Origin of the sequence: Dorea sp. ICN-14282 (assembly GCF_037890115.1) — a bacterium.
Taxonomy (GTDB): domain Bacteria; phylum Bacillota; class Clostridia; order Lachnospirales; family Lachnospiraceae; genus Dorea_B; species Dorea_B phocaeensis.
The window spans coordinates 304889-318659 of the sequence record NZ_JBBKBH010000002.1 but is presented as its reverse complement, the minus strand read 5'-3'; the positions used below and the strand labels follow the sequence as shown (position 1 = coordinate 318659).

Below are 13771 nucleotides of genomic sequence, written 5' to 3'. Positions count from 1 at the left end.
CTATGGATATAGTAGTATCAAGTCCTGGTTCTCCAGGAACAAGTTTTACTGATAATGTGAAAGCACAAATACTATTATTGTATGATGAATTATGCAGTCATGATGATTTTGAATCATTGGCTGATTTTAAGAATCATTTACAAAAGTGTGGAATTAATAAGAGTTATATCAGAAATATCCTTCCTTTCTTACAATTTTGTGGAATTGTAAAATACGAGAATGTTTCGCCATTTATTAATACCAATTTCTTTACAAACATTGGAAAGGCCTACATAGATGTCCTGAAAAGCATTCAGATTGCGAAAGCAGAGCCGGATTGCAGTGAAAAAACGGATATCTTAAATAGCCTAGAGAAAATACAAGAAATAATATATTTTCAGTGTCTTGTTGTAATGATGAAATCGCAGGAGTGTAACTACTCAAAAGATTTTTATGACGTTTTAAGTTTTATGAAAAAATTTGATTCGATTGATTCTACAGAATATTTGCTGATTCAATATGAAAGAGAACAATCCCCAAAGGATATGTTAAATCGATTAGGAGCATATTTGGATCAGTATAGAGATGGAAGTCTTAGTATAAATGTTAAAACGAAGACTAAAAATGCCAGTGATGGAGATGCCAGGAGTGTAAACTCTTTTCCGTATGTTAGTGGTAATTTTTCAAAAGCTGGAGTGGCATATAAAAAAGATGGCAGATTTTATCTTACAAAAGAAAGAAGATCAGAAATAGAATGCGCGTTAAGAGAGGTGGATTATATATGTCAGAATTCAGTCAAGTAGCGAAAGATTCAATTATAGCTAATATAGAAGATATTAGGGAAAGATTATCATTGGAGCCGTTGTCAAATGGAAATAACGGCGGAGAAGGAAGTTCAACAGAAAAGAGAACTTGCTTAGATATTAAAAGAAGTGAGCGAACAAATAAAATTCATCCGTTGAATTTTATCGTGTTTGGTGCACCCGGTACGGGAAAAACCTATTCCATGGTAGAGTATGCTTTGGCAATAGTTGATGGTAGAACTGCAGATTTTAGTAAAGTTGATGCAGAGGAACGAAAAAACAAAGTCGATAGATACAAACAGCTTATAAAAGAGGGGAGAGTTGTATTTACAACATTTCATCAAAATTATGGTTACGAAGAATTTATCCAAGGTCTGCGTCCAGATACTGAAAGCTCAACAGTGGCATTTAAGACAGTGGATGGTGTATTTAAACAGATTGCAGATAGAGCACTGGAGGATACTTCGGGAAATAATTATGTAATTATTATTGATGAAATAAATCGTGCTAATATTTCCAAAGTGTTTGGTGAATTGATTACTTTAATTGAAGAGGACAAACGATGGGGTGAATTGAATGAAATGTGCGTTACTTTGCAGTCAGGTGATGTTTTTGCAGTTCCAAATAATCTTTACATTGTAGGAACGATGAACTCAGCAGATAAATCTATATCGTTGATTGACGCTGCATTACGTCGTAGATTTTCATTCAAAGAACAATTACCGGATATTTCACTTGTCGATGATCCAACAATGAGAAGTGTACTAGAAAAGTTAAACTTAAAATTAGTTGATGAATTGGAAAGCACAGATTTACTGATTGGTCATTCATATTTTATGAATAAGGATAAAGGTGATTTGTGCGATGTCTTAAACAACAATATTATTCCGCTTCTTTATGAATATTTTTATGATAACAAGAAAAAGGTTGCAGCAGTTTTGCAAGACACAATCACAAAAGCTGGAGCAACCATAGAGCTAGTAGATGAAAAAATTGGTAGACTTAAAGTTAAATTAAAGGGTGATGCGGATGGTGCTGAATAGGTATGAACATACCAAGATAAACAACAATAGACTGCCGGATTCCTGGAAAACACAAAATGCTCTTGATGATCTAGCAGAATTTTTACAAGAGAATTGGGAGCAGCGTTCTGTATTTTATGAGGATGGAGAAATCACAAGTGGTCAGCAATTTCTTGAATTTACAGGTCAACAAGGAATTAAAACCAAAAAGTACATAGGTACTGTTGTGTTTAAGGGAGAACAATTAAATATATATCCGAAAGTGTTCAGTACCGAAAAAGATGATCACGAAACGGATGATTTGTCTCAAAAGCATCTGTTGAATAATTTGGTTCGATGGATAGAATATTGTAATAAATTAGAATATCCTTTTCTAAACATATCCAGTGAATTAAATGATTCAGAGGACTTAAAGGAACTGTTTATTACATTATATGTGGGTTATGTCAGAAGTGCATTATCTAGAGGTTTATATTATAGATATACTGATGAAACGGAGGACTGTGCCAGCATCAAGGGTAAATTTAATCTACAGGATTATTTGTTAAGAAAAATTCCTAATGGTCAGGCTGATAGGTTTAATTGTACTTTTTCGAATTTTGAATTCAATAATAAAGTGAATCAGATTATAAAGTATACTTGCAAGCAGCTATTTAATATTTCTTCTAAAAAAAATCAGAAAGTCTTGAGAACAATACTTACAAGGTTAGAACCAGTCGCTGACGTTAAATGTACCCCATATGATTGTAATGGTATTCGCTTGAGCAAGATGCATAAACATTATGGGATCATAATTAGCATGAGTAAAATGTTCTTGCTAAACAAAATGTCCAATTATGCAATTGATATGAATGAATCATTTTGCTTTTTATTCCCAACGGAACTGCTTTTTGAAGGGTTTGTTGGTGGTTTTATGAAGGAAGTATTATCTCCATATGGGGGTAATGTTAAGCTTCAAGAAAGTAAAATGAGTTTGGTTGAAAAAATTGTATATCGCGGAGCTACAAGTGGAGCTGCATTTACCATGCGACATGATATTCTGGTAGAATATTCAGATAAAGTATTTGTTTTGGATACAAAGTATAAGGAGCTTTCGCGATTCGAAGATAATCCGGATGTTGCTGCTGATATTAACAATGAAGTTAAGCAGGCTGATATGTACCAGGTCTTGGAATATGCAAGAAAGAGAAATATTTCAGATGTATATCTGTTATATCCAATGTACAGATATGAATTAAAAGAGGAAGATTTTCCTGTTGCAATTAGTGAAAGCCAAGGCGGTGATATAAAGGTACATTTTATTCGAATTCCTTTTATATTTGAAGACGATGAAGAGTCGATAAAACTACAATTGGCAGATGTTATCAAATCAATATTTGATATACCTTGTTAAATTAAAAGGAGATGTTGGATATAGCAATAGGGCGTTCATTTGCTGACTATACAAGAAGAAAATGTTACAATGGCTTGTTCAGTGATACTGAAGCTTATATCCCTGAAAATGTGGATAGTATAGAATTTAGATATAACGTGCACAACGAGTGAGTGTTGAAGAATTACAGGATACTAAGATATAGAGAGTTTATGTCAATGATTTATCTGAAATGAAAACGGAATTTGATGTGGGTTTAGAATTAGAAGTTTTGATTAAAGAGGGCGATTATCTCTATGATGAAATGGATGTTAAATATCTTGAATTTATATTTCTTGTAGGGAGCTTTTTTTAAGTGTTGGCTAATCAGCGAATAACAAATGTAAAATAAAATATGGTATACCTTTACAGAATAAGTAAAAGTAACCGTACCTTTATGATTTCAATTTTGAAGTCATAGGGGTATTTTTTTTGTAGAAAAATAAAAAATTTCCTTTTCCACCCTGTATTTTCCCCTCTGAGCCTTTCGTTATATGAGGACAAACAAATAAAATTCCTTTTTTATTTGTAAAAAGCCCTCGCTACGTTCTGATATATGAGGAACAAATTATATTTGCCTTAAAAGAATCGGGCCTAATTCAAAAACAAAGAAAAAACGAAAAGGGAAAGGAGAAACTACATGAACAAAACAATCTTAATGGGAAGACTGACAAAAGATCCGGAGGTGAAATATCTCCAGAATGAAAACAGTACTGCAATGGCACGATACACGCTGGCAGTAGACAGACGATATCGAAAGGATGGAAAGGCAGAAACAGATTTTATTTCCTGTGTTACCTTTGGGAAGAATGCTGAGTTTGCAGAAAAATATCTGAAAAAAGGGTTGAAGATTTTAGTAAGCGGACGGATCCAGACAGGAAGCTATGTGAATCAGGAGGGGAATAAAGTTTATGCCACCAACGTGATCGTAGAAGAACATTATTTCGCAGAAGGGAAGAAATTGTCAGGAGCAGAAAAGAAAGAAGATACCGATCCAGATGGATTTATACATCTTCCAGACGGAGAAGAACTTCCGTTTGAGTAAGAAAAACTCGGATGCTGAAAGCAGAAGAGCGCACTTATATACCTTAAAAGGTATGTGCGTCCTACGGAAGTAGCATCTTTCTGAAGGGGAATTCCGAAAGTGTTTGCGGATGATCCATCCGAAGAAGGGTTCCCCTTCCGGCAGAAATGCCTATCCCGTAACAGAGAAAAGGGAAGAATTGGAAAAGGAGGAAAAGAACGATATGGCGAAGAAGAAAACATTTCAGGAATATACCCAGGAAGCACTTCTTGAGATTGAAAAAACAGAAGCTGCATTGAAACAGGCAAAGCTTGAGAAGGAACAGGCAGAGCATAGGATCCAGAGATCCTTGAACTATCTAGACACACAGAAAAAGAAAAAGCGAAAGGCACGAACCCATCTGTTGATTCAGAAAGGAGCAGCCATAGAAGCAATCTGTAAAGATACCAAATATCTGACCGAGGCAGAATTTTATCAGCTGATGGATGAACTTCTTCATGATTCTGCTTGTAAGTTTTGTGATGTCGTTCATGAAATGGTTCGTGGACGGGCGGAAACTGCAGAAGCAAAGGAACGAGAATTCGCAGAAGAAGCACTATTAAAGGCAATGCAACGAGGCGAACTGCCACAGGGAGATGCGTAAGATGGGATGTTATCACTTTCATCTGAATCAATTATCCAGAGGAAAAGGACAGTCTGCCATTGCCAGTGCTGCTTACCGAGCCGGTACAAAACTGGAATGTACGTATTATGGAGAAGTAAGTGATTATACGAGAAAAGGCGGTGTGGTATTAGCGGAGATCCATCTTCCCAAACAGGCTCCGGAGAGATTCAAAGACAGGGAGACCCTTTGGAATGAGGTGGAATGGATCGAAGGGAATAAGAAAGCACAGCTGGCACACAGCTTTGATATTGCCTTGATGAATGAGTTTTCCATGGAAGAAAATATTGAGCTTGCAAGAAGATTTGTAGAAGAACAGTTAGTCGCAAGAGGGATGATCGTAGATCTAGCGATCCATGATCCGAAGAAGGCAAAGGATAAAATCCCCAATCCTCATATGCACATCATGGTGCCCATTCGTCCTTTACAGGAAGATGGTACCTGGGGACAAAAGCAAAAAAAGGTTCCAGTACTGACACCGGATGGACAGCCGGTTTTGAATCAGAAAGGACAACCGGTATTTCGGGCGGTACATACAACGGATTGGAGTAGGAAAGAAACCTTGGAAGAATTGAGAAGTGCCTGGGCGAAGATGTGTAACGAACTGTATGAAGAAAAAGGACTTACAGAAAGAGTCGATGCCAGGTCTTATGAGGAACGGGGGATTGATAAGATCCCGATGGTGCATGAAGGACCGAATGTACAGGCAATGGAAGCAAGAGGGATTTCAACCGCACTGGGAAGTTTAAACCGACTCATCCGAGCCTTAAATGATATGAAAGAACGGGCAAAGAATCTTCTTCAATGGTCCTTGTTTCGAGAAAGCCAACTGATGGAACGGATGGTGTTCTTACATCAGCCAACCTTAGCGGATTATCTGAGAAACTATTGTGATAAGAGAAATGCAGTTGCAGAATCCTACGCTTATGGAACACAAAAGGCGAAGAATACAAATCTGAAACAATTTGCAGAGACGATCCGCTTTCTGGAAGAGCAGGATGTGAGAACCCCAGAACAGCTGACAGAGAAAATCCAGGAATTAGATACTCAGCTAAAAGAGGTAAGTCAGCGGTTGAATCAACAACTGTCTGCTTTGCGAAGTGTCAACAGCAATCTTTATGCAATGAAAGAGTATTTTGAAACAAGACCTGTTTATCTGGAATTAAAGAACAAATATTTTGGCAGGGAAAAATTCAAAGAGGAACATAAGAAGGAACTTAGCGGATATTATCGTTCGGAAAGAATCTTAAAAGAAAATCTAGACCCAAGTGGGAAGATTCCGGAAGGACAATGGAAACGAGAAGCCGCTCGTTTATCAGAAGAGATAGCTGCTTTACGAAAAGAAGATAAACGGATCCATGCCATGTTACGAAAGTATGAGGGAATCAAAAACCATGTGGAAGCTTTGATGGCAGAGGAAGGAGAAGGTGTCTCTCTTCCAGAAACAAACAAACGGGAGCAATCCACAGAAACAAAAGAAGCAGTGAGAACCATGAAACGAAAGAAGAAACATCATGGAATGGAGTTATAGGAGGAATTTTAGAAGATGGAAGAATATACAAGAGAACAGATTCAAAGAGCAGATGATACTGATTTATATGTTTTTCTTTCTGGGAGAGGAGAACAGTTCAAACGATGTGGGAAGGAATACCGATGGTTGCGACATGACAGTGTGATGATCAACAAGAACGAATGGTATCGTTTTAGTCAGAATAAAGGTGGTCATGCCATCGATTTTATGAAAGAATTTTACGGTCTTTCTTTTGCAGAGGCAGTCAAAGAATTATTAGGAGAAGAGGGAGTTGGAGAAACCAACAGAAGAACGGCGAAGGAAGATGCAGGCAGACAGAAGGTCTGCCCCATCCCCTTGCCTGGATTGGAAGTGCCAGAAAGAAATGAAAGCTGTGAGATTGCAAGGAAGTATCTGATTGAGCAGAGGAAACTATCGGAACAGCTGGTAGATCAGATGATTGCAAAGGGGGATATTTATGAAAGTAAAAACTATCACAATGTAGTGTTCGTTGGAAGAGACAAAGAACAGAATCCCAGATATGCAGCTATGCGGGGAACCGATGAGAACCGATATCGTGGGGAGGCAAGAGGTTCGGAAAAAGCCTATGGATTTGGCCATATAGGAACGGATGAAAAACTGTTTGTGTTTGAATCCCCCATTGATCTTTTGTCTTATATCACTGCAGTTCCGGAAGAATGGGAAAAGCATAGTTATATTTCCCTAGGAGGATTGAGTGAAAAAGCAATGAAACGGATGTATACAGAATATCCTCATATCCATTCCATCTACTTGTGTCTGGATAATGATGAGCCTGGAAATGAGAGATGCAGGCAGTTTGTTTCTCTTATTCCGGAGGAACTGAGTGTGTACCGATTAGAACCGGTGAAGAAAGACTGGAATGAATGTCTGGTAGCAGAAGTTCCGGTAGAAAATATGGCAAAGCAGATGTGTTGGAGAGATGCCAGGGAAAAACCAGTTCCGGTCATGAAGATGTCGGAGGTTGAGGAAACGGTGGTTCAGTGGTTATGGTATCCATTCATTCCCTTTGGAAAGGTTACTTTGATCCAGGGGAATCCGGGAAAAGGAAAAACGTGGCTTGCAATGGCAATCGCCGCATACTGTACGAATGGAAAAGAACTTCCCAATGCACTTCCCATAGAACCCTTTAATGTGTTGTATCAAACAGCAGAGGATGGGATAGCAGATACCATTAAGCCTAGATTAGCAAAATGTGGTGCAGATATGACAAGGGTGCGATTCATCAATGAAGAAGAAAAACAGCTTTCTATGACGGACGATCGGATTGAAAAAGCCATCCGCCAGAACAATGTACGCCTCATGATCATGGATCCCATACAGGCCTATCTGGGAGCCAATGTGGATATGAACCGGGCCAATGAGATACGGCCATTATTCCGGCATCTCAGTACGATTGCAGAGAGAACTGGATGTGCCATTGTTCTCATTGGACATTTGAATAAGTCGTCGGGAAGTCAGAGCGATTACCGTTCCCTAGGATCCATTGATATCGCAGCGGCAGTACGAAGCATCTTATTTGTAGAAAAGGTGGAAAAAGAGAAGGAACAGGATATCCGAGTGGTATATCAGCAAAAGGATTCTCTTGCTAAGAAGGAAAATCCGGTAGCGTTTTCTTTAGGAGAAGAAGGCTTAAAATGGTTAGGAGAATACGATATATCCATTGAAGATCTGCTGATGGGGAAAGCAGGAACGAAAAAGGAAACGAAACTGGAAAAGGCACAGAAATTGATCCTGGAGTTATTAACCAAACGAAAAGTGATGTGTTTAGAAGAATTAGAGGCAGAACTACTAGCCTATGGGATCTCTTCCAGAACAGGAAGAGATGCAAGAAAGCAGCTGGAAAACAGACTGAGTTACGACTGGTGTCAGGGAAGAAAAACAGTTGCGTTAATCACAGAATAAAAGATGACATTGGCAAAAAACTACTTTGGTATTGGCAGTCTTTATAGATACCTTTGCCAGCCGCCAATGACAGAGTAATTACGAATAAATGATGGTTAAGGTCTATTTTAATAGGTATTTTCATAGTAATGGACAAAGAGAAAAGGGAGGTGGGAGCACCGCTATGAAGAAACAAAAACTGAATTATCGTTTTCATAATCCGAATACTGCGGAAGTGACCGCCGATTACATATTAAAAGTATTTATTGAGGTGAATGCGAAGAAGGTTGAACGAGTTATGCAGGAGGTAGCTGAGAAGAGTGCGGAAGAGGACAAGCAGGAGGAAAAATAAAAGATTTTGGAGTACAGGTTTACTTGTGTTATTGATGGAAAAAGGGTAAACTTAAGTCAAGATAATTAGAAAATCAACAATGCTAAGGTGGGCAGCTGATGGAGATTGCGGAAGAGGAGTGAAAGATGATGACGATAGGAGAGATTATCGGAAAATTTAATACAACACCATTCTTGTTTGTGGGTTCAGGGTTGACGAGAAGATACTTGAATTTGCCCGATTGGAAAGGATTGCTCAAGCACTTTGCGGAGATTATCCGTAATGATGAATTTTCATATAGTTCATATGAGAATCAGGCAAAAGGCATGGTGTGTAAAGCAGGGATTTTGCCTAAAGTGGCAGAATTGATTCAAAAAGATTTTGATAAAAAATGGTTTTTAGACGAGAGCATTAGGACAGTAGAAAAGAAGATGCTAGAAGAAATTCAAAATGGAATTTCGCCGTTTAAAGCTGAATTAGGAGCTTACATTAGTAGGAAGGCTAGTGTTGTAGAATCATATCAAAATGAAATTGAAAAATTAGCCGAGATATCGGAGAAGAGTATTGCAGGTGTTATTACAACAAATTATGATTCGTTTTTAGAGGACTATTTTAAAGGGTTTTGTAAATATGTAGGACAGTCACAATTAATTTTTTCACCAATTCAAGGTGTGGCAGAAATTTATAAAATACATGGTTCGATAGAAGAGCCAGGTAGTATTGTAATTAACGAAGAGGATTATATAGAATTTCAGGAAAAGAGTGCTTATTTAGCAGCAAAACTTATGACCATTTTTATGGAATATCCAATTATTTTTATAGGTTATTCTATTGGAGACAGTAATATTCAAAGTATTATTCGATCAATCGTAAACTGTTTGGATGAGTCTCAAGTAGAAAGGTTGGAAGATCGTTTTGTTTTTATTGAGTATAAAGAAAATATAAAAGGTGCGGAGGTAACACCTTATACAATTATGATTGAGGATAAGCCGTTAACAATGAAAAAGATTACCTTATCTGATTTTATGTTGTTGTATAATGAACTTGATAGTATAAGAGCAAAATTACCAGTCAGGATTTTACGACGTTTTAAGAAAGAGTTATATGAATTTACATTAACAAGTACACCGACAGGGAAATTGCGAGTTGCTTCAATCGAAGATGAACGTGTTGCAGATGAGGAACTAATTTTATCCATTGCAAAAGCATCTGAATTTGGATTAAAAGGTTTGAGTGGTTTAGAGAGTAATGAGTTGTATAGGGATATTATAATTGGGGACTTAGATTTTTCGGCAGACGAATTATTGGAATATGCAGTCCCTAAAATGTTAACGCAAAATTCTGGGAAATTGCCTATTAACAAATATTTAAGTATGGCAACAAAAGATTTTCCAGAATGTGAACAAGTGGTAAGTGGACAAAAATTTGATTCATTGATTTCTGAGACATATAGGAAAAATAGAAGTGCCTTAGGAAAATACACCTCGGTTGCTCAAATATGGGAAAATGAAAAGGAGAATTTAGAAAAAGCAACAAGATTAATGGCATATCTGACTGAAGATCAGATGGATTTAAGGGAATTGGAAACAGTGCTATATACTTTATTTGAAAATGATGTAAATATTTTGCGTAATGAAAAGACTGCTACAAGAACCAATATAAGAAGATTAATAAGAATTTATGATTATCTAAAGTGGGGAAAGTAAAAGAGCTTCTTGACTAAAGCACTTGTAAACAAATACCGTTCAAGAAACCCCTTGATAATCTCGCTTGTACCTTTAGGCTATAGCAACTATAAATAGCTACCAAGTCTTACAGCACAATATAGTCTATGTTTTTACAAGGCTGATTATACAGGAGTTGTATCAAAATGTAAAGTAAAAAAGACGTAATTTTTCGAGAAAGTAGATTAGGTCTAGATAAGAAATATCCAAGAGTGGAACAAGATATTATTGAATTTATCAGTAATATCTTGTTTTTCTGTTTACGAATCTTTATTTTGATATATAATATAGATGTAACAGAAAATAAGTTTAATACAGAGAGGTAACACTATGAAGATAGCAGCATATTGCCGTGTTTCCACAGATAAAGCCGACCAGCTCAACAGTTTAGAAGCTCAAAAGGAATTTTTCTCCGAATACACTCAGCGTACCGGAGATGTTTTAGTAAAATTATATGCAGATGAAGGTATTTCTGGAACCAAAATCAAAAACCGTAAAGAATTTCTTCGTATGATGTCTGATGCGGAAAAAGGAATGTTTGATATGGTCGTTGTAAAGGACATTTCTCGCTTTGCCAGAAATACCGTAGATCTTTTACAGAATGTTCGCAAGCTGAAAGCGTTAGGTATTGAAACACAGTTCCTTACAGCGAATATGACAAGTATGGGAAATAGTGAGTTTGTTCTTACAATCTTTGGAGCATTGGCTCAGGAAGAAAGTGCTAACACATCAAAACGAGTGAAATTTGGTAAAAAACTAAACGCAGAAAAAGGACGAGTTCCTAACATTGTATACGGATACGATAAAACAATCGGAGATTATTTCAATCTTGAAATCAACAAAGAAGAATCGAAGGTTGTAAAGCAAATTTATAAGTGGTATACAGAAGAAGGTTACGGTGCTGCCAAGATTTCCAATATGCTGAATGAAAAGGGGTATCGGACAAAGAGAAACTGTAAATGGAGTCAGAATGCCATCTGCCGAATTTTGACCAATGAGATTTATACGGGAAAGATTATCAATGGAAAGCAGGAAATCAGTGATTTTCTGACTGGCCAAAGAAGAGAGAAGGATGAGACGGAATGGCTTGTTGTGGAACGTCCGGAGCTTCGTATGATTGAAGATGAGGTGTTTGAAAAAGCACAAGAAATTCTTCGTGGAAGGAACGATGCATTCAATCTGAATCATGAGAGGCAAAGCAACAAGTATTTATTCTCTACATTGATTAAATGTAAAGAATGTGGCTGGTCCTTTCGAAGAACAGTTCGTACTTACAAAAATACGTATGTGCGTTGGGTTTGTTCCGGAAGAAATGGAAAAGGAGCAGATAGCTGTCCAAATAAAACGGTTGTAGATGAAGAAGAATTGATTCAGATTTTACAGGAATATTTTAATCGGGTTCTTCAGCAAAAAAATAAAGTAATTGACTATGTTGTGAAAGAATTCCAAAGAGTGTACAAAGCAAAAGATGAAAATGCAGAGTACGAGAAGGAATTGAATTTGCAGATTGCTAGATTACAGAGAATGCGACAGAAATATATGGATATGTATACCGATGATTTGATTTCCAGAGAAGAATTGAATGATAAGTTAGGGGGTACTCGCCAAGAACTGGATCGTCTGGAAAATGAATTGAAAATGGTATCCAGTAATTTGACAAAAGGAGATCAGATGGAAAAAATCTTAAATGATACCTTTAAGCAGATTGAGGATATTACAGATGTTCATGAGATGACCAATGTACAGTTAAAGAGACTGATTAAGAAAATAGAAGTAGACAAAGATGGAAATGTGGATATTTACCTTCGTTTACTAGGTGATTTGGGATTAAATGAAAGCATTTTAGTGGAAGAAGAATGTGAAAATAAAACAGCTCTAAATAATAACGACCAAACATAAAGACGTTACAGAACGTCTCTTGCAGATTAATCCGGCGCTTGCGAATCAAGCCAGAAAAGTATTGGATCTTAACAAATCTGAGCGACACATTCGCGGAGGAATGGCGACACGGGAAAAATATCTTCATATAGGACAACGGTAAGAAAAAGGTTGGGAAAACATAGGGTTCCCAACCTTTTTTATGATATGATATAATCATTGCAGATAGATGATGATAGAACCGGAAAGGTTGGAGAGGATAGAGATGGAAGAACATAAAAGTCAATATGAAGAAGAGGGACTGGGAATTGTTTTTTCGTTGAAATATTTATTATTAAATGCAATTACCGGGCAATTAGAAGAAAATGAACAAATTGAAAATATTTTAAAAAGCAGATATGAGATGGAAAAGAAAGAAAAGCTTGCGGTATTCGGAGTCGGTCTGCGGGAAGACTATTGTAAGGCGGCTGAAGTGGTAAACATTATGTTGGAAGATATCAGCAGTCGGAATCAAACATTTCGCTCGTTTGTTGTTTCGTTTCCTTATAAGCAGGCATTTTTGATGGTCATCTATAAAATTGATGATTTGGAGGAAATGCGTACTTATTTTGAACGGAAAGTTGTGCCGATGTTGTGTGGGAAGATCAGAGAAACACTTATTTGTACATGGGGAACTTGCGAGGGGATTTGGGGGATACGAGATGTAATGCTGGAAATGAGCAAAAATGTAGAATGGAATCTCATATTTGGACGAGGCGTGCTGATTAGTCAATCAAAGATTGAAGAGGCAAAAGTGCTGCCGATCCGTTATCCGATCGATTTGGAAAAGAAGATAAGAGAAGCCTTTGTAGAGGTGAATAGAGAGCAGTTTCAACATAATTTGGATCTTTTCCGGGATTATTGTATTAACACTCCATGTAGTCCGGGAGAAATAAAAGAGGCGTGCGTTCGATATTTTTTGACGGCAATCAGTGTGGCGAAAGAATTGGGGCCTTTGAATAAAGCTTATCAAGCCAAGGATGCAATTTTTGCAATTATAGAAGCAATTACTTGGGAAGAAATTGAACGCGTGGCATGGGCATGTTTTGAGCAAATGCTGTCGGATATGCAAAAAGGAAAGGACGAGGTTAGTCTCTTGGTTAGAAAGACGCAGCAATATATTCATGAATATTATAATCAGGGTATTACGCTGGAAGAGATTGCCTCTAGGCTTCACGTATCTGGGGAGTATTTGAGTACGCAATTTAAGAAAGAGACAGGAAAATCATTCACGGAAACAATACGAAAATTTCGAATTGAAAAGATTAAGGAGTTATTGCGAATGTCCACTTTGAAATTGAATCAAATTGCAAAGATGGTAGGTTATTCAGATCCGAAATATATGAGTAAAGTATTCAAAACGGAGGTTGGGATGCGACCAACAGAGTATAGAAAACAGAAAGATTGATTAAAATATTGCCACTTTTCCAAGAAATTTCCACTTTTTTGTCGAAACAAGTGTGTTA

General features: G+C 37.1%; 11 protein-coding genes and 1 pseudogene. All 12 read left to right on the top strand.

Annotation, left to right across the window (positions count from 1 at the left end):
* Positions 1–2: 2 nt before the first annotated feature.
* The 12 genes and pseudogenes from WKT00_RS06930 (at position 3) to WKT00_RS06875 (ending at position 13713) form a co-directional block, all read left to right on the top strand.
* Complete coding sequence (locus tag WKT00_RS06930) at positions 3–782, top strand: hypothetical protein (RefSeq protein WP_340262339.1); 780 nt, start codon at positions 3–5, stop codon at positions 780–782.
* The gene (locus WKT00_RS06925) at positions 761–1825 is read left to right on the top strand and encodes an McrB family protein (protein ID WP_340262336.1); all 1065 of its coding nucleotides are present in this window, start codon (positions 761–763) and stop codon (positions 1823–1825) included. Before WKT00_RS06930 ends, WKT00_RS06925 begins: the two co-directional genes overlap by 22 nt.
* On the top strand, positions 1812–3197 hold the full coding sequence (locus WKT00_RS06920) for an McrC family protein (protein ID WP_340262332.1): 1386 nt from the start codon (positions 1812–1814) through the stop codon (positions 3195–3197). The genes WKT00_RS06925 and WKT00_RS06920 overlap by 14 nt, the downstream gene beginning before the upstream one ends.
* Positions 3198–3855: 658 nt before the next feature.
* Entirely contained in the window at positions 3856–4260 is a 405-nt protein-coding gene (locus WKT00_RS06915; protein ID WP_340262329.1) for a single-stranded DNA-binding protein, read from the top strand.
* 202 nt (positions 4261–4462) lie between these two features.
* Positions 4463–4882 (top strand): DUF3847 domain-containing protein, encoded by a 420-nt coding sequence (locus WKT00_RS06910; protein ID WP_340262326.1) that lies wholly within the window; start codon positions 4463–4465, stop codon positions 4880–4882.
* Position 4883: 1 nt separating this feature from the next.
* The gene (gene mobQ, locus WKT00_RS06905) at positions 4884–6431 is read left to right on the top strand and encodes a MobQ family relaxase (RefSeq protein WP_340262323.1); all 1548 of its coding nucleotides are present in this window, start codon (positions 4884–4886) and stop codon (positions 6429–6431) included.
* Positions 6432–6446: 15 nt separating this feature from the next.
* The gene (locus tag WKT00_RS06900) at positions 6447–8354 is read left to right on the top strand and encodes an AAA family ATPase (protein WP_340262320.1); all 1908 of its coding nucleotides are present in this window, start codon (positions 6447–6449) and stop codon (positions 8352–8354) included.
* Positions 8355–8517: 163 nt separating this feature from the next.
* A complete protein-coding gene (locus WKT00_RS06895; RefSeq protein WP_165854668.1) occupies positions 8518–8685 on the top strand; it encodes a hypothetical protein in 168 nt (55 codons plus the stop codon).
* 125 nt (positions 8686–8810) lie between these two features.
* Entirely contained in the window at positions 8811–10370 is a 1560-nt protein-coding gene (locus WKT00_RS06890; RefSeq protein ID WP_340262316.1) for an SIR2 family protein, read from the top strand.
* A 348-nt stretch (positions 10371–10718) separates the two neighbouring features.
* The gene (locus tag WKT00_RS06885) at positions 10719–12287 is read left to right on the top strand and encodes a recombinase family protein (protein WP_340262313.1); all 1569 of its coding nucleotides are present in this window, start codon (positions 10719–10721) and stop codon (positions 12285–12287) included.
* Positions 12274–12429, top strand: a pseudogene (locus tag WKT00_RS06880) (sporulation transcriptional regulator SpoIIID); the annotation flags it as partial. The gene WKT00_RS06885 and the pseudogene WKT00_RS06880, both read left to right, overlap by 14 nt.
* Before the next feature lie 102 nt (positions 12430–12531).
* Positions 12532–13713 (top strand): helix-turn-helix domain-containing protein, encoded by a 1182-nt coding sequence (locus WKT00_RS06875; RefSeq protein WP_159459853.1) that lies wholly within the window; start codon positions 12532–12534, stop codon positions 13711–13713.
* Positions 13714–13771 lie beyond the last annotated feature (58 nt).

Coding starts and splice junctions, on each gene's coding strand:
- WKT00_RS06900 (WP_340262320.1), top strand. CDS start 6,447: ATGGAAGAATATACAAGAGAACAGATTCAAAGAGCAGATGATACTGAT.
- WKT00_RS06875 (WP_159459853.1), top strand. CDS start 12,532: ATGGAAGAACATAAAAGTCAATATGAAGAAGAGGGACTGGGAATTGTT.
- WKT00_RS06895 (WP_165854668.1), top strand. CDS start 8,518: ATGAAGAAACAAAAACTGAATTATCGTTTTCATAATCCGAATACTGCG.
- WKT00_RS06910 (WP_340262326.1), top strand. CDS start 4,463: ATGGCGAAGAAGAAAACATTTCAGGAATATACCCAGGAAGCACTTCTT.
- WKT00_RS06885 (WP_340262313.1), top strand. CDS start 10,719: ATGAAGATAGCAGCATATTGCCGTGTTTCCACAGATAAAGCCGACCAG.
- WKT00_RS06930 (WP_340262339.1), top strand. CDS start 3: ATGGATATAGTAGTATCAAGTCCTGGTTCTCCAGGAACAAGTTTTACT.
- WKT00_RS06890 (WP_340262316.1), top strand. CDS start 8,811: ATGATGACGATAGGAGAGATTATCGGAAAATTTAATACAACACCATTC.
- mobQ (WP_340262323.1), top strand. CDS start 4,884: ATGGGATGTTATCACTTTCATCTGAATCAATTATCCAGAGGAAAAGGA.
- WKT00_RS06920 (WP_340262332.1), top strand. CDS start 1,812: ATGGTGCTGAATAGGTATGAACATACCAAGATAAACAACAATAGACTG.
- WKT00_RS06925 (WP_340262336.1), top strand. CDS start 761: ATGTCAGAATTCAGTCAAGTAGCGAAAGATTCAATTATAGCTAATATA.
- WKT00_RS06915 (WP_340262329.1), top strand. CDS start 3,856: ATGAACAAAACAATCTTAATGGGAAGACTGACAAAAGATCCGGAGGTG.